General features: G+C 72.6%; 15 protein-coding genes. 2 read left to right on the forward strand and 13 right to left on the reverse strand.

Annotated features, from left to right (window positions below; translation table 11 throughout):
- Positions 1-28: 28 nt before the first annotated feature.
- The 10 genes from fabG to ACIRPU_RS28595 all read right to left on the reverse strand — a co-directional run bounded on the left by fabG (position 29) and on the right by ACIRPU_RS28595 (position 11,050).
- Positions 29-781, reverse strand: coding sequence for a 3-oxoacyl-ACP reductase FabG (gene fabG / locus ACIRPU_RS28550; RefSeq protein WP_403872252.1), 753 nt, complete (start codon positions 779-781; stop codon positions 29-31).
- Positions 778-1,806, reverse strand: coding sequence for a 2,3-diaminopropionate biosynthesis protein SbnB (gene sbnB / locus ACIRPU_RS28555; RefSeq protein WP_385569567.1), 1,029 nt, complete (start codon positions 1,804-1,806; stop codon positions 778-780). Before sbnB ends, fabG begins: the two co-directional genes overlap by 4 nt.
- Positions 1,803-2,894 (reverse strand): 2,3-diaminopropionate biosynthesis protein SbnA, encoded by a 1,092-nt coding sequence (sbnA, locus tag ACIRPU_RS28560; protein ID WP_403872254.1) that lies wholly within the window; start codon positions 2,892-2,894, stop codon positions 1,803-1,805. The genes sbnB and sbnA overlap by 4 nt, the downstream gene beginning before the upstream one ends.
- Positions 2,891-5,230 (reverse strand): lantibiotic dehydratase, encoded by a 2,340-nt coding sequence (locus tag ACIRPU_RS28565; protein ID WP_403872256.1) that lies wholly within the window; start codon positions 5,228-5,230, stop codon positions 2,891-2,893. Before ACIRPU_RS28565 ends, sbnA begins: the two co-directional genes overlap by 4 nt.
- The gene (locus ACIRPU_RS28570; RefSeq protein WP_403872258.1) at positions 5,227-6,417 is read right to left on the reverse strand and encodes a PLP-dependent aminotransferase family protein; all 1,191 of its coding nucleotides are present in this window, start codon (positions 6,415-6,417) and stop codon (positions 5,227-5,229) included. The genes ACIRPU_RS28565 and ACIRPU_RS28570 overlap by 4 nt, the downstream gene beginning before the upstream one ends.
- A 5-nt stretch (positions 6,418-6,422) precedes the next feature.
- Positions 6,423-6,677 carry an acyl carrier protein gene (locus ACIRPU_RS28575; RefSeq protein ID WP_389501290.1) on the reverse strand — a complete coding sequence of 85 codons (255 nt, stop codon included), beginning with the start codon at positions 6,675-6,677 and terminating at the stop codon, positions 6,423-6,425.
- On the reverse strand, positions 6,658-8,220 hold the full coding sequence (locus ACIRPU_RS28580; RefSeq protein ID WP_403872260.1) for a class I adenylate-forming enzyme family protein: 1,563 nt from the start codon (positions 8,218-8,220) through the stop codon (positions 6,658-6,660). The genes ACIRPU_RS28575 and ACIRPU_RS28580 overlap by 20 nt, the downstream gene beginning before the upstream one ends.
- Positions 8,207-9,145, reverse strand: a complete 939-nt coding sequence (locus ACIRPU_RS28585; RefSeq protein ID WP_403872262.1) for an ACP S-malonyltransferase — start codon at positions 9,143-9,145, stop codon at positions 8,207-8,209. The genes ACIRPU_RS28580 and ACIRPU_RS28585 overlap by 14 nt, the downstream gene beginning before the upstream one ends.
- Before the next feature lie 154 nt (positions 9,146-9,299).
- On the reverse strand, positions 9,300-10,094 hold the full coding sequence (locus tag ACIRPU_RS28590) for an ABC transporter permease (RefSeq protein WP_403872264.1): 795 nt from the start codon (positions 10,092-10,094) through the stop codon (positions 9,300-9,302).
- Positions 10,091-11,050: an ATP-binding cassette domain-containing protein gene (locus tag ACIRPU_RS28595; RefSeq protein ID WP_403872265.1), complete on the reverse strand. Its 960-nt coding sequence runs from the start codon at positions 11,048-11,050 to the stop codon at positions 10,091-10,093. The genes ACIRPU_RS28590 and ACIRPU_RS28595 overlap by 4 nt, the downstream gene beginning before the upstream one ends.
- Before the next feature lie 315 nt (positions 11,051-11,365).
- On the opposite strand from ACIRPU_RS28595, the gene ACIRPU_RS28600 reads away from it, so the two are divergent.
- On the forward strand, positions 11,366-11,752 hold the full coding sequence (locus ACIRPU_RS28600) for a hypothetical protein (RefSeq protein WP_403872267.1): 387 nt from the start codon (positions 11,366-11,368) through the stop codon (positions 11,750-11,752).
- 30 nt (positions 11,753-11,782) lie between these two features.
- Here ACIRPU_RS28600 and ACIRPU_RS28605 read toward each other — a convergent pair whose 3' ends face one another.
- Both ACIRPU_RS28605 and ychF read right to left on the reverse strand, forming a co-directional pair.
- Positions 11,783-12,067, reverse strand: a complete 285-nt coding sequence (locus ACIRPU_RS28605) for a DUF4440 domain-containing protein (protein WP_403872269.1) — start codon at positions 12,065-12,067, stop codon at positions 11,783-11,785.
- Positions 12,068-12,324: 257 nt separating this feature from the next.
- On the reverse strand, positions 12,325-13,413 hold the full coding sequence (ychF, locus tag ACIRPU_RS28610; protein WP_355707467.1) for a redox-regulated ATPase YchF: 1,089 nt from the start codon (positions 13,411-13,413) through the stop codon (positions 12,325-12,327).
- 490 nt (positions 13,414-13,903) lie between these two features.
- Here ychF and ACIRPU_RS28615 point away from each other — a divergent pair, with 490 nt between their 5' ends.
- A complete protein-coding gene (locus ACIRPU_RS28615; protein WP_403872271.1) occupies positions 13,904-14,293 on the forward strand; it encodes a DUF6542 domain-containing protein in 390 nt (129 codons plus the stop codon).
- A 59-nt stretch (positions 14,294-14,352) separates the two neighbouring features.
- Here ACIRPU_RS28615 and ppgK read toward each other — a convergent pair whose 3' ends face one another.
- Positions 14,353-15,099: a polyphosphate--glucose phosphotransferase gene (gene ppgK / locus ACIRPU_RS28620; RefSeq protein ID WP_403872273.1), complete on the reverse strand. Its 747-nt coding sequence runs from the start codon at positions 15,097-15,099 to the stop codon at positions 14,353-14,355.

Consider the following 15,099-nt stretch of genomic DNA (forward strand, 5'->3'; position numbering starts at 1 on the left):
ATGCTGTGCGATTACTGTGTTTTGTTGGCTAGTTGGGGATCATTCCGCCGTCGACCGTGAGCACCTTGCCGGTGATGTAGGAGGCGGCGGGAGCGGCCAGGAAGGCGGCCGCCTGGGCCACCTCGGCCGCGGTGCCCATACGGCCCATCGGGATGACCTGGAGGGCCTCCTTCATATGGGCGGGCGGCACCTTCTTGACCATGTCGGTGTCGATGAACCCGGGCGCCACGACGTTGACCCGGATGCCGCGCGGGGCGACCTCGTACGACAGCGTCTTGGCCATGGCGATCACCCCGCCCTTGCTGGCCGCGTAGTTGGCCTGGCCGGCCCGGCCGGCGATGCCGCTGGTGGAGGCGATGAGGACGATCGCGCCGCCGCTCGCGTACATCTGCTTGGTAGCCTCGCGGGCGGTGTAGAAGGTGCCGGTCAGATTGGTGCCGATGACCTCCTGCCACTTGGCGGAGCTCATGGCGGCCAGGTGGCCGTCGGCGGTGACACCGGAGTTGAGGACGGCGACGTCGAGACGCCCCCAGGCCGCCTTCAGCTGCTTGTACATCGCGGCGACCTGGGCCTCGTCGGAGACGTCCGCCCGGATCGGCAGGGCCTCCCGGCCGAGGTCGCGGACCCGCTCGGCGACCTCCTCGGCCTTCGCCGCGTTGGAGCGGTAGTTGAGGGCCACGTCGCAGCCGTGCTCGGCCAGGGTGAGCGCGATCGCCGCGCCGATGCCGCGCGAGGCGCCGGTGACCAGGGCCTTGGTGCCCTCGGCGAAGAAGGCGCTCATGCCGCCCTCCCCGCCATCGCCGCGGTGACCCGGTGGCTGCCCGGGTCGAATCCCGCGGCCTCGGTGCCGAGGCCGGCCGCGGTGGCGGCCTTGAGGACCGCCTGCGCGACCGCGAGATCGAGGATGCCGAGCCCGAAGGGCGAGAAGACGATCGTGCCGTCCGTGGCCGGCGGCTCGGAGCAGCCCAGCACGCCGGCGATCTCGGCGTGCACGAACTCCCGGTGGCCGACCTCCTGTTCGGCACGGTGCAGGGAGGTGCGCTCACGGACGGCGTGCTCGATGTCGTCGACCACGTTGTACGCGCCGAGGACCGAGCCGGTGCTCAGGTCGCGCAGCGACAGGTGCAGGATCACCTGGCGGGACGGGCGGTCGGGGTAGGCGGCCAGGTCGAGCCAGTACGTCGAGTCGGTGGTCGCGATGCTCACCGTCTGGGCGCCGAGCGCCGCGGCGACGTCACCGGTGCGGAAGGTGATCCCCGGGTACTCGCACTCCAGTTCGGCGGCGAACACCTCCGCGCGGCCCGGGACCACGTCCTGGAGCACCACGGTCTCCAGCTCGGGGTGGGTCAGCGTGAGGAAGGCCAGGACGCGCTGGTTGATGGTGCCGCACCCGACCAGTCCGGCCGTGCGCACCGGACGGGAGCCGTGCAGCGCGCCGCTGGCGAGGGCGGCGCTCGCCGCGGTCCGCGAGGACGAGATCTGGCTGCCCTCCAGCAGGGCCTGCGGGTATCCGGTGTCGAGGTCGTTGAGCACCTGGACGGAGGAGGCCCGCTGAAGTCCCTGCTCGACGTTGGCCGGGAAGGACGAGATCCACTTCAGGCCCATCACGGGCTCCGGGCCGCCCAGGTAGGCGGGCAGCGAGATGATGCGCGAGCCGGCGGGCCGCGGCGGGCGCAGGAAGCTGGAGAACGGCACCTGCGAGTGGCCCTGGCCGTGCAGCACGTAGGCGCTGCGGACCGCGTCGAGGACGGCGGGCCCCAGGCCCTTCAGGGCCAGTGCGACGTCGTCGCGACCGAGGATCCTCATGACTCACTCCTTTCGAGATCGGGATTGTCGTGATCGGCGGTGCCGAGTACGGGGATGTCGCCGGTGAGCGGGAAGTCCTTGAAGCGGTCCTCGACCCAGGAGTCGGAGTAGACGGTGTCGAGGTAGCGGTCGCCGCCGTCGGGAAGGACGGCGACGCAGGTCGCGCCCGGTTCGATCCAGGACGCGGCGTCCTGGAGCGCGGCCACGACGGCGCCCGAGGAGCCGCCGGCGAGGATGGACTCCTGGGCGAGCAGCTGCCGGCAGCCGCGCACACAGTCGAAGTCGGTGACCTTGACGACCCGGTCCGCGAGGCCCGGCCGCAGCAGCGGGGGCACGACCGCCGCCCCGTGGCCGGGGATCGTGCGCCGGTGGGTGAGCTCCCACGGCTCCGGCGGTCCGAAGATCACGCTGCCGACCGCGTCCACCGCCACCACGTTCGTGGCCAGGCCGTGGTCGCGGATGTACTCGGCGCAGCCGCGCAGCGTCCCGGTCGTACCGGCCGCGAGGAACAGGTGGTCGGGGCCGCCCGGGAGGGCCTCGTGGATCTCCCGCATGGTGTGGTGGTGGGCCCGGGAGTTGTGCTCGTTGGCGTACTGGTTGGGCCAGTAGGCGTCCGGGACGCTCTCGAGGAGCGACCGCACCCGCTCGATCCGGGCCGGCAGGTACTCGCCGGTGGCCGGGTCGCGGTCGACGACCTCGACCTTGGCGCCGTACGCCCGCATGATGGCGGCGTTCTGCGTGGTGGTGCGCGGGTCGATCACGCAGATCAGGTTCAGCCGGTAGAAGTTGCACAGCTGGGCGAGGGCGATGCCCAGGTTGCCGGAGGAGGACTCGACGACCGTGGAGACCCCGGGGACGAGCTTCCCCGCCTTGATGGCGTGCTCGATCATCGACTTGGCGGCGCGGTCCTTGATGGAGCCGCCCGGGTTGAAGCGCTCGCACTTGGCGAACACCTGGAACCGCGCGGGCGGGAACAGGCGGTCGAGGGCGACCAGCGGGGTGCCGCCGATCGTCGCGACGATGTCGGGGTCCCGGGTGCGGGTGGCACGGACCGCGAGGGCCGCGCCGTCGGAGGCGAGGACGGTCATTCCGGCACCTTTCTGCTGATCTGGAGCCGCAGTTCGCTGACGAAGCGCTCACCGTCGGCGTCCGGCAGCCAGGAGTCCTCCGGAGCCGGCAGCGGCTCGCTGAGGGTGATGACGGCGTCGGGGTCGAGCCGGCGCGCGGCCCGGACGAGGTTGGCGAAGGACAGCACCAGCGTCGGGCTGGTGAAGTCCACGAGGGACGGCTTGGTCTCCTCGGGGAACTTGACGAAGAGCAGGTCGGGCAGGGCGTGTTCGGCCACCCACCGGCGGACGGCGAGGTAGTCGCGTTCCCGCTCGGCCTTGTCGGGCAGTCCCGTTCCGGCGGCCGGCAGCCGCCAGGTCTCCCGGAACAGGACCAGGTCGTCGAGGGTCACGCGCGGGGCGTGCGGCCGGTCCAGGCCGATCTTGAAGGCGTCCGCGGCGATGATCGCGACGGGCACCGCGAGCAGCTCGGCGACGCTCCAGACGCCCCCGTCGGGGGTGGTCGCGGTGACCGTGCCGTCCTGCTCCGTCAGGCCGACGGACACCGCCGGGTCGACGCGGGCGCGGTCGTCGTAGGGGGCCCGGGTGAAGCCGATCAGCCGGTCGCCTGCGCCGATCGGGGCGGGCACCATGCGGCCGCTGTTGCGCTTCCACTCGACCGGCAGCAGCGGCACCAGCCGCCGGGCGCCGATCGCCGTGTTCACCTTGTCCCGCAGCGAGCCGGCGTCGGTGGTCCAGTCGAGGAACGGCAGGTCCAACGTGGCCAGGCAGGCGTGCAGTTCGCCGAGGACGGTGGTGTAGTCGCCGGCGTTGAACGCGTCGACGGACCGGGCCACCACCTGCAGGTCGGGGCTGTGCACGGCGAGATGGGGTGAGCGCACCGGGCCGGTCGCGAAGACCTCGCGGGCCCGCTCCTCGATGTCGGACACCGACAGGCGTACCGGGGTGTCCTGTTCCCCGGCGAGGTTCAGCACCTCGCGCCACTTCTCGGCCAGTTCGCGGGTCGCGGTCTGCACCGGGGTGGCGTCGTCGCCCCAGAACAGCCCGAGCACCTGCGTCCACACGTCGGCGAGGGTGACGTCCCCGCGGCGGCGGGCCGCGGCCTTCCGTACGAATCCGGCGACCTCCGCCTCCACCAGTGCGGCGAGCCGGTTGCCGAACCAGTCCGCCGCGTCCGCGACCAGGGCCAGCGGACGGGCGATCCCGTCCAGGAAGTCCCGCCCCAGGTCCATCCGGCAGTCCCGGAGGGAGTCCTGGTAGCAGAGCGTGCGGCCGGCGTACGCCTTGCCGTCCTCGCGGGAGGCCGACCGTCCCGTCGTCCGGACGAAGAAGTCGTCGAGCCGGTCGAGCGCCACGACGAGCTCCTCGGCGGTGGCCGCCCGGTCGATGTCGTCGCGCAGCCGGTCGACTCCGGTGAGGACCGCGTCGAAGCGGACGAACAGCTCCGGGTCGCCGATGCCGGCCACCCTTCGGCGCAGCACCTCCTCGGCGCGGACGTCGACGGGGATGTTGGCGTCCCAGGTCAGCACCCGTTGCCGCAGCAGCCGGGTCAGGACCTTCTCGACCCGCTCCCGCGCCGTCGCCGGATCCCAGCCGGTCGCCTCGGCGATGGCCTCGCCGCCACGGTCGCCGTCCACGAGGCGCAGCACCTGGACGTCGTCCTCGCGCAGCCGCACCGTACGGCCGCCCTGCATGACGAGCCGGTCGCCGTCGCGGTGCACGTCGGGCCGCAGCATCGGCGGGAACCACCAGCGGGCGCCCGGCTGCCCGGCCATCCAGTCGGCCAGGGCGGCCACCGTCCAGCGTTCCAGGAAGGTACGGCTGCGGGAGGTGAGCGACGGGCCGACCTCGAGATCGACGGCGCGCCGCCCCTGCCCGACGGAGATCCACGCCCCGGGGCCGAAGAAGCCGATGGTGTCGGCCTTGGCGCAGTAGCGCAGCCAGTACATGGCGAGGGTGCGTTCGCGCTGCCGGCGCTTGGACTCCTTGCCCTTGCGCGCGGCGAGGGAGTCGAGGATCTGGTAGACGGTGCGGTTCTGCCAGGCGATGGCGGTGCGCACCTTGTCGTCGGTGGCCAGGAGGGCCAGCCGCCCGGCCTCGGCGTCGGTGTCGGCGCGGTAGGCGGCACGGTAGGCGGCGTCGAGATCCTCCTCGCCGTCCGTCCCGCCGCCGCTCTCCAGCAGCTCCGCCGCCCGGGCCGCGCGCGGCCCGCCGAGCAGTTCGAGGCCGGAGACGGGGAAGCCCGCGCTGCGGAGCAGTCCGACGCCCCACACCCGCCACGCGCTGTCGCCCAGCCGGTACGACGGTCCGAAGGCCGTCCAGTCGAGCGTGCGGGTCGCCTCCAGCGTGCCGGTCACGCGGCCACCCCTTCCGCCGCCCCCTGGCCGAGCGCGGCCGCCAGCCGGGAGATCCCCTCGGCGATCCGCTTCTTCGGCACGTGGCTGAAGCACAGCCGGAGCGCGTCGGCGTTCTCCCCGCCGATGCCGAAGTGGGAGCCGGGCACGAAGGAGACCCCGTGCTCGGCAGCCGCGTCGGCGTAGGTGTTCGTGTCGACGCCGTCGCGGTGCCGCAGCCAGATGTAGAAGCCGCCGTCCGGCCGCTGCCACGACCAGGGCCCGTCGGCGCCGAGTTCGGCGTCCAGCGCGTCGGCCATCAGCGCCGACCGCTCCCGGTAGCTCGCCCGGTAGCCGTCGACGAGGTCCGTCCAGCCGGACCGCGTGTGGAACGCGGCGAGCGCGGCCTGGGCGAGCGCCGACGGGGACAGCGCCATGATCTCGGTCGTCCGGCGCAGGGTGCTCGCCAGTTCCGCCGGCGCCGCGATCCAGCCGCAGCGCAGCCCGGGCGCGAACACCTTGGAGAAGGTGCCGAGATAGATCACCCGGTCGGGGTCGAGGCCCTGGAGGGTGTGGGTCGTCCGCCCGTCGAAGCCGAGCAGGCCGTAGGGGTTGTCCTCGACGATCAGGAGGTCCAGTTCCCGGGCCACGGTGAGCAGTTCCTCGCGGCGGCCGACCGAGAGGGTCGCGCCGGTCGGGTTCTGGAAGGTCGGGTTGCAGTACAGGAGGCGGGCGGTGCGGCCGTCGGCGCGCAGTCGCAGCACCGTCTCGCGCAGGCCCTCGGGGTCGAGTCCTTCGGCGTCCTCGGGCACGGCGTGCGGGTGCAGTCCCGCGGTGCGGAAGGCGGCCGCGGCGCCCGGGTAGGCGGGGGTCTGGCACAGGACCGTCTCGCCCGGGGCGGCGAGGCCCAGGGCCACCGCCATCAGTCCCATCTGGGAGCCGCCGGTCGGGACCAGGTTCTCGGCCGTGGTGTGCGCGCCCTCACGGGCCATCAGGTCGGTGATCGCCGGCACCAGGGCCCCCGCGACATGCGGGGTCGTGTACTGGAGGGCGAGCTTCCCGCCGAGCCGCAGGAGCCGGGAGAGCTGGGCGGAGATGACGTCCAGCGGCAGGACGTCCAGGTCGGGCAGGCCCCCCGCGAAGGAGATCAGGTCCCCGCCCCGCTCGAACAGTCGCGGCATCTCCACCGCGGGTCGTGTGTCGGTCCACATGGCGGTCAGCTCCCGGCTCTGGCCGGCAGTGCCGCGGCCAACTGGTCCTGCACGGAACGCAGCAGGCCGGCCGAGGAGGTGAGCGCCGGGTCGGCGAGCGCCTCGGGGTCGATCTCGATGCCGTACTGCTCCTCGACGGCCATCACCAGGGCGATGGTCTGGAGCGAGTCCACGCCGAGGTCCACGAGCGGGGTCTGCGGGTCGGTGACCGTGACGGCGCAGATCTCCTCGACGAGCTGGTCAAACTGCGACTGGTTCATGGGTGGTCCTCGTCTGTGTGGGCTGTCGTGTCGGCTGTCCGACGGGGCGGGGGTCGGCGGCGGCGTCACCAGCCGTGGCGGCGGCGTCGGCGGCGCGGACCAGCAGTTCGGCGGCCTTGCGGTCCGGTTTGCCGTTCGCGGTCAGCGGTACGGCGTCGATGGGCACGATCCGGTCGGGCAGCCGGGCCCGGTCGAGGTGCGGCCGCAGCCGGTCGCGGACCTCTTCGGGTGTGAGGGAGGTCTGCACGGCCAGTCGCAGGGGGGCGTCCTCGGTCTCGGGCCGGAGCGCCACCGCCGCGATCACGCCGGGGATCCGCTCGGCGGCGTCCTCGATCTCGGTCAGCCCGAGGCGGATCCCGCGCCGCTTGATCATGTCGTCGTCGCGGCCGACGAAGTAGAGCCGGCCGTCCTCGTCGAGGTAGCCCTGGTCGCCGGTGTGCAGCTCCAGCTCGCCGTCGGCCCCGCGGACGTAGCGGTTCTGCGCCTCCGCCGGGACGCCCCAGTAGCCGGCCATCACGGTCGCGCCGCCCACGACGATCTCGCCGACCTCGCGGGGGCCGAGCTCGCGCTTGTCACCGTCGACGATCCGGACCCGGTCGCCGGGGATGGGCCGCCCGACCGAGTCGGGGTGGGCGGCGTACTCGGCGGGGTCGAGGATCGAGATGCGCTTGCACTCGGTCATGCCGTACATCGAGGCGAACGCCGACCCCGGGAAGACCTCGAGGAGTTCGGCCATGACGGCCCGGCCGGGGCGGGCGCCCGTGTTGGTGAACAGCCGCACCCCGGTGGGGCGCCGGAGCCGGCTCTGGAGCAGGGCCAGTATCTGGGCCAGCGAGGGCACGAGCGGGACGACGGTCACGCCGTGCTGCTCGATCGTCCCCAACAGTCCCCGGTCGCCGCCGCGTTCGGCGAGGACGAGCGTGCCGCCGGTGCGGGCGCACAGCAGGGCCTGGTAGAGGCCGTAGTCGAAGGAGAGCGGGAGCCGGCACAGCACCACGTCGTCCGCGGTGTAGCCGAGGCAGGCGCCCACGGCCTCGACGGCCGCGATCATCTGCCGGTGCGGGCAGACGACGCCCTTCGGGCGGCCGGTGGTGCCCGAGGTGTAGATCAGCATCGCCACGCCGTCGTCCGGGATCCGGGCGGCGAAGCCGTCGGCGGGGGTGTCCCGGATCTCACGGCGGGCCTGCTCGACCGGGACCGTCCGCCCGGCCCCCTCCCCCGCGCCGGGCGGGCAGATCGCCAGGGCGGCCGAGCAGTCCTCGACGATCCCGGCGATCTGGAGGTCGGTCAGGCCGGGGTGAACGGGGACGAAGACGGCGCCGATCCGGAGGGTGGCGTGGAAGAGGGCGAGGAAGGTGCGGTCGTTGCCGCCGGCGTGGACGACGCGCCGGCCGGGGGCGATGCCCTGGGCCCGCAGCCAGCCGGCCGCGCGGTCGACGTCCGTGCCGAGTTCGGCGTAGGTGAGGCTGCCGTCGCCGTCGACGACCGCGGGATGGTCGGGGCGCTCGGCGCGGGCGCGCTCGAAGAGGTCAGACACCAGCATGGGCGGGTTCCTCCTGACGAGTGCTCTCGCCGATGCGCACGAGGGCCTTGCCGATGTCGCGGGCCGTGTTGACCGGGAGGACGTCGAGTTCGGGATGGCGGCGCTTGACGATGTTGGCGAGGGTGCGGGCGGGCGGCAGGGACACCGTCAGCCCGGGTCGCAGGCGGGCGAGGGTGTGCAGGCACAGGTCCCAGCGCACCGGCCGGACCACCTGGTCGACGAGCCGCCGGCGGACCGCCTCGGGATCGGCGACCACCTCGCCGTCGGCGTTGGAGAGCAGGGACCCGCGGGGCGTCCCGAAGTCGGTCGCGGCGACCGCGGCGGCGAAGGCCTGCCGCGCGGACTCCATGTACGGGGTGTGGAAGGCGCCCGCGACCGGCAGGGGTTTGACGGTCGAGTCGGGCGGGGGCGCCGCCGCCAGCCGCTGGAGGTCCTCGGCGAGCCCGGCGGCCACGATCTGGCCGGGACCGTTGAACGTGGCCGCGTACAGGCCGAGTTCGGCGATCCGCGCCAGCACCCGGGCCTCGTCGCCGCCGACCACGGCCGCCATCGAGGTGGGTGCCTCGGCGCAGGCCGCGGCCATCGCCCGGCCACGGACCGCGGCCAGCCGTACCGCGTCGACGGGCGTGAGGAAGCCGGCGTAGGCGGCGGCGGTGAGCTCGCCGACCGAGTGCCCGGCCACGACCGCGTCGCCCGCCGCCGCCAGTGCCTCGTGGGCCAGCAGGCCCTGGGCGACCAGCAGCGGCTGGGTGTTCTCGGTGCGGGCGATCTCCGCGGCCGAGGCCCGGGTGCCCAAGTGGACGAGGTCGCAGTCCGCGGCCTCGGACCAGGCCCGTACGCGCTCGGCGTGGACCGGGTCACGCAGCCAGCCGGCCATCATGCCAGGGGTCTGGGAGCCCTGACCCGGCGCCATGATTGCGAACATGTGTTCTCTCCCCCTTTCGTGTTGAGCCCGTCGCACGGCACTCGGGCCGGCGGGCGGTGGGGTGCGGTGAGGTGGTGTTCAGGTGGTGCGGTGGGATTCCGGTGGTGCGGTGGGCTTCGGGTGGTGCGGTGGGCTTCGGGTGGCCTGGGCCGTGCTACTGGCGGCCGGTGCTCTTCGCGAACCGACGGACGGCCATGAAGCCGAACCCGGCGAACCAGGCGACGATGTTGAAGACGGCGCCCGCCAGGCTGGAGTGCTCGCCGCTGAAGCTGTAGCCGTCGGTGAGGGCGTAACGGGCGAGGGTGGAGACGCCGTACATCGGCGTGTACCGCGAGATCTCGAGCATGGTGCCGCTGAGCGGGATGAACAGGTTGCCCAGGAAGGCCAGCGCGGTCATCGTCAGCCCCGGCATGTGCATCACGACGTCGGGCTTGAGGGCCAGGCCCAGCGAGATGCCCAGCGCGGCGAAGACCGCGGCCCCGAGCCAGGCGACGACCAGCGACGTCACCCACACCTCGGCATCGGCGTGCGCGCCGGTGACGAAGCCCAGCACTCCGACGATGGCCACCGGCACGGCGGCCATCACCACCGAGCACAGGACCTTGACGAGCAGGTATCCGGGCGGGGCGAGCGGGCTCAGCGCGATCGTGCGCATCCAGCCCGCCGACTTCTCGACCGAGATGGTGGCCGCGGAACTGGTGGCGGCCATCGCGGCCCCGTACACGGCGAGGCCGATCATCATCCAGGCCGCGAAGTTGCCGTGCGGCAGCGTGCCGTGGGCCGGCGCGGTACGGAACAGGGCGAGGTAGAGGACGGCCGGCAGGAGGAGGGTGAAGATCGTGGTCTGACGGTTGAAGCGGCGGGCCAGCTCGTAGCGGACGAACGTGGGGTTGACTCCGCCGAACGACGAGGCGCGGGGACGGGCGGGCGGCGCGGTCAAGGTGGTCATCGCGGGCCCTCCTGGCCGGTGCGGCCGGCATGCGTGATGGCCATGAACGCCTCTTCGAGGCTTCGGGGCGCGACCTCGATCTCGGTGGCGGAGGTCCGGGTGACGAGCAGCCGCAGCAGGTCGTCGGAGTCGGTGGAGTCGAAGTAGTGACGCTCGCCGCGGACCGCGACGGAACGGACGGACGGGGAGCCGGCCACCGCGTCGGCGTCCTGCGGGCTGATCAGGGCGGAAACGGTGCGGCCGCTGATACGCGCGCGGATCGAGGAGGCGGATCCGTCGGCGACGACCCGCCCCCGGTCGACCATCACCACCCGGTCGGCGAACTGGTCGGCCTCCTCCATGTAGTGCGTGGCGAACAGGACCGTCATGCCGCCCCGGGCGTCCTCGCGGACGGTGGCCCAGAACTCGCGGCGGGCCGCCACGTCCATCCCGGCGGTCGGCTCGTCCAGCACCAGGAACTCCGGGTTCGACAGCAGCGCGATCGCGAACCGCAGCCGCTGCTGCTCACCGCCGGAGCACTCGGCGACCCGCCGGTCCCGCAGCCTGGTGACGCCGGCCCTGCTCATCACGGTCTCCGGGTCGGCGCCGGGGTGCAGCGAGCCGAGCATCCGCACCGTGGCCTCGACGGTCAGGTCCGGCAGCAGTCCGCCGCTCTGGAGGACCGCCGCCACCCGACCGGCGCGCACCGCCTGCTGCGCCGCCTCGCCGAACAGCTCCACCTGCCCCGAGTCGGGCCGGGTGAGCCCCAGGAGCATGTCGATCGTCGTCGTCTTGCCCGCGCCGTTCGGTCCGAGAAACGCCACGACCTCGCCGCGCCGGATCCGCAGGTCCAGCCCGTCCACAGCCGTGAACTCCTCGCCCTTGGCATTGGCGAACCGCTTCACGACCGCGCTGAGCACGGCGGCATCCGGTGACGTCACCTCCCCCGACGCCGGGCGGAGTTGGGTTTCGGTCATCTTCAGGTCCTCACGATCCGGTGGGGGGTGGCTTGACGAGAAACACTCTTGCGCCCCGCGCTATCCGCCCGAACCGAAGCGGCTATCCCTGCCCTATCGGGCCCGGGACCGACACACCGAGAAGACCGGCAGAGCCCGTGATCCCGACCTGCCCTGAAGCCCCATCCATGGCTCTGACCAGCCCTTTCGCGCAGCCTTTTCGCCCAGCGCTTACGCCGCCCGCCGAGGGGCGCCACGCGCGCCCCCGCCGTCGTCGACGGACTGCCCTCCCTCGGCGGCTTCGGTCAGCTGACCGCCGTCGAGGTCTTCGAAGAGGTGGGCGGCGCCCGCTGCGGTCCCGCCCTCATCGGGTTGCTGAACAGCGACAACGCGACCGTCCGCGAATGGGCGGCCATGGCCCTGGCGACCCTGGAGATCGGCGGCGCGGTCGAGCCGCTGCGGCGCGCCTACCGCGCCTGCCTGGAACGGGCGACCCCACCCGACTGGAGCGAGCCCGGCGGCATCCGCCGGGCCCTCACGGAACTGGGCGCACGGACCCCTGTCGTCCCGCCGCTCACCGCCCGCCTGCGCTCCACGGCCGCGGATGACGCGCCCGGCTGGCCCTCGGCCCACTTCACCGAGCTGATCGACCACACCGACCTGAACCCGGCAGCGTGGCCGGATGCCGTAGCCCGAGATCAGCCCGGACGGCACCCCTCGTGACGGCCGCGATCGCCGGTGCTGCCACGGCGGTCAGGGCTGGTCGTACCAGGCCAACGCCGCGATGCGCCAGCCCTCCGAGGCGCGGACGAACTGGATGGTCTTGGTCCCGCCGCCCTCGAACGGCTCACCGTCCAAGATCCCGGACTTGCGGTACTCGCCGAACCTCGACGCGATGTCGCCCGCGATGTCGGTTCGCTCGGAGGTCTCCCATTCGGAGAACTCGACCAGCCGACCGTCGTTCAGCAGCCGCCGACGAGGCTCGATGAACTCCTCCACGGTGTAGACCGTGAACTCCGGACCGGTCTTGACGATCACGCCATCGGGAAGAACCAGCCGACGGATTCGTGCCAGTCGGCGGTCGCGCCGCCCCGGTTGTCGAAGGAGCCGAAGAAGTCCGCGGTCATCAAGTCGATCTCGATCTTGGACATCGCGCGACGGTAACACGACCTCGCATCACCGCCGGGGCCCGAAGAACGTCAGGGCCTCTACCGCAGGAGGGGGCGGGCTCCATGGAGCCCGCCCCCTCCTGACCTGTCCGCTCGACGGATCCCCCGTCGCCGAGCGTCCAACCGCTACACGTTGAAGCGGAACTCCACCACGTCGCCGTCCTGCATGACGTAGTCCTTGCCTTCCATGCGGGCCTTGCCCTTGGCGCGGGCCTCGGCGACCGAGCCGGTCTCCACCAGGTCGGCGAAGGAGATGACCTCCGCCTTGATGAAGCCCTTCTGGAAGTCGGTGTGGATGACACCGGCGGCCTCGGGCGCGGTGGCGCCCTTCTTGATGGTCCAGGCGCGGGACTCCTTGGGGCCTGCCGTGAGGTAGGTCTGGAGGCCGAGGGTGTCGAAGCCGACGCGGGCGAGGGTGGCGAGGCCGGGCTCCTCGGCGCCGACCGACTCCAGCAGCTCCATCGCGTCCTCCTCGTCCAGCTCGGCGAGGTCCTGCTCCAGCTTGGCGTTGAGGAAGATCGCCTCGGCCGGGGCGACCAGCGCGCTCTGCTCGGCCTTGAACTCCTCGTCGACCAGCTCGTCCTCGTCGACGTTGAAGACGTAGAGGAAGGGCTTGGTGGTGAGCAGGTGCAGGTCGTGCAGGAGCTCCTCGCGTCCGGAGCCCTGGGCGATGCCCGCGGAGAAGAGGGTGTCGCCCTTCTCCAGGATCTCCTGGGCCGCCTCGACCGCCGCGACCTTCGCCGCGACCTCCTTCTTGATCCTCGACTCCTTCTGGAGGCGCGGCAGGACCTTCTCGATCGTCTGGAGGTCCGCGAGGATCAGCTCGGTGTTGATCGTCTCGATGTCGTCCTTGGGCGAGACCTTGCCGTCGACGTGGACGACGTTCTCGTCCTTGAAGGCGCGGATGACCTGGCAGATCGCGTCGGACTCGCGGATGTTGGCCAGGAACTTGTTCCCCAGGCCCTCACCCTCGCTCGCGCCGCGCACGATGCCCGCGATGTCGACGAAGTCGACGGTCGCCGGGAGGATCTTCTGCGAGGAGAAGATCTCGGCCAGCTTCGTGAGGCGGGCGTCCGGGACGCCGACCACGCCGACGTTCGGCTCGATCGTGGCGAACGGGTAGTTGGCCGCCAGCACGTCGTTCTTGGTCAGGGCGTTGAACAGGGTCGACTTGCCGACATTCGGCAGACCGACGATTCCGATCGTGAGCGACACGTTGCGACTTCCCGTGGTGAGAGGGCCGGAGGGCCGGTCCCGAAGTGGGAGGGCCAGGGGCCAGAGAGCTGACCGGTCCACCAGTTTACGGCGTGCCCGGCGCCGCCCCGGCGGACCTGTCGAACGCATGGCCAAGCTCCGCCCCGCGGCGTGTCCGACACCCGATTCGGCACATAAACCGACCTAAGTTGGTCCAGTGGAGCAACACAGGACGCGTTCCCCGGCCCAAGGCACCCGCCGCGACACACCACCCCTACCACCTCTGCCACCCCAGGCAGGCCGGGACGCAAGCCGGGAGCCGGGCCGCGAGCAGCCACGCCCGGCAAGCGGGCCCGCTCGAGCCGCCGCCCCGCGCTCCGGGGGCCCGCGCTCCAGGGACCCGCGCTCCGGCGGTCCTCGCCCGGCCCCCGCCGGACGACGGCCCGCGCCGCCCCTGGTGCGGACGGCCGGGGCGCCGGGAACGGCGGGGGCGACGGGGACGGTGCGCCGGATGCCGAATCCCCGGCTCACCGGGCTCGGCGGCGGGCTGTTCAGCACGGTGTTGATGTTCGTGATCGGCTGCCTGGACCAGCTGCTGTTCGGCGCCTCGGTGACGGTGTACAGCGTGCTGTTCCTGCCGGTGTGCCTGCTGACCGCCCTGTGCGTGCGCCGGGGCGACCTGCTGTCCGCGCCGGTGGTCGTGCCGATCGCGTTCGCCGTGGGACTGCTGCCCGTGTCCGAGGGCGGGAACGGCATCGGGGCGCGGCTGATGGGGCTGGTCACGGCGCTGGCCACACAGGTCGGCTGGCTGTACGCCGGGACGCTCGTGGCGGGAGCGGCCGTCCTGGCGCGCGGACTGCGCCGGGCGGCGGCCCGCCGCCAGACCCCGCACCGCCGCTAGCGCCCAGCCACCGACCGCCGACCCCTCGCCGCCGGACCCTCGCCACCGACCGCCGGAGGCTACTCCGGCTTCGCCGCGTGCATCGCCGCTCCCACGATGCCCGCGTTGTTCTGCAGCTCGGCCGGCACGATGTCCGCCCGGATGCCCTCGATGAGGTGCAGGAACTTGTCGGCCTTGCGGCTGACGCCGCCGCCGATGATGAACAGCTCGGGCGAGAAGAGCATCTCGACATGGGCGAGGTACTTCGTGACCCGGCGTGCCCAGTGCTCCCAGGTCAGCTCGCCGTCCTCCTTGGCCTTGCTGGAGGCGCGCTTCTCGGCGTCGTGCCCGTGCAGCTCCAGGTGACCGAGCTCGGTGTTGGGGACGAGGACGCCGTCGACGAAGAGGGCGCTGCCGATGCCCGTGCCGAACGTCAGCAGGATCACCGTGCCGCTGCGGTCGCGGCCGGCGCCGAAGGACACCTCCGCGACGCCCGCCGCGTCCGCGTCGTTGACCACCGTCACCGGCAGGCCGCCCAGCCGCTCGCTGAAGAGGGCACGCGCGTCCGTGTCGATCCAGTCCTTGTCGACGTTGGCCGCCGTACGGATCGTGGAGCCGCCGGTGACCACGCCCGGGAAGGTCAGGCCCACCGGCCCGGTCCACTCGAAGTGCTCGACGACCTCCCGCACGCCGTCGGCCACGCCCTCGGGCGTGGCCGGGTGCGGGGTGAGCACTTTGTGGCGCTCCTGAGCCAGGTCGCCCCTGTCCAAATCGACCGGGGCGCCCTTGATCCCGGAGCCGCCGATGTCCACGCCGAAGATCTGCAT

Source organism: Streptomyces sp. NPDC102259, assembly GCF_044766465.1.
GTDB lineage: Bacteria > Actinomycetota > Actinomycetes > Streptomycetales > Streptomycetaceae > Streptomyces.

Coding starts and splice junctions, on each gene's coding strand:
- ppgK (WP_403872273.1), bottom strand. CDS start 15,099: ATGCAGATCTTCGGCGTGGACATCGGCGGCTCCGGGATCAAGGGCGCC.
- ACIRPU_RS28580 (WP_403872260.1), bottom strand. CDS start 8,220: ATGCTGGTGTCTGACCTCTTCGAGCGCGCCCGCGCCGAGCGCCCCGAC.
- sbnA (WP_403872254.1), bottom strand. CDS start 2,894: ATGACCGTCCTCGCCTCCGACGGCGCGGCCCTCGCGGTCCGTGCCACC.
- ACIRPU_RS28615 (WP_403872271.1), top strand. CDS start 13,904: ATGCCGAATCCCCGGCTCACCGGGCTCGGCGGCGGGCTGTTCAGCACG.
- ACIRPU_RS28575 (WP_389501290.1), bottom strand. CDS start 6,677: ATGAACCAGTCGCAGTTTGACCAGCTCGTCGAGGAGATCTGCGCCGTC.
- ACIRPU_RS28570 (WP_403872258.1), bottom strand. CDS start 6,417: ATGTGGACCGACACACGACCCGCGGTGGAGATGCCGCGACTGTTCGAG.
- fabG (WP_403872252.1), bottom strand. CDS start 781: ATGAGCGCCTTCTTCGCCGAGGGCACCAAGGCCCTGGTCACCGGCGCC.
- ACIRPU_RS28590 (WP_403872264.1), bottom strand. CDS start 10,094: ATGACCACCTTGACCGCGCCGCCCGCCCGTCCCCGCGCCTCGTCGTTC.
- ACIRPU_RS28585 (WP_403872262.1), bottom strand. CDS start 9,145: ATGTTCGCAATCATGGCGCCGGGTCAGGGCTCCCAGACCCCTGGCATG.
- sbnB (WP_385569567.1), bottom strand. CDS start 1,806: ATGAGGATCCTCGGTCGCGACGACGTCGCACTGGCCCTGAAGGGCCTG.
- ACIRPU_RS28595 (WP_403872265.1), bottom strand. CDS start 11,050: ATGACCGAAACCCAACTCCGCCCGGCGTCGGGGGAGGTGACGTCACCG.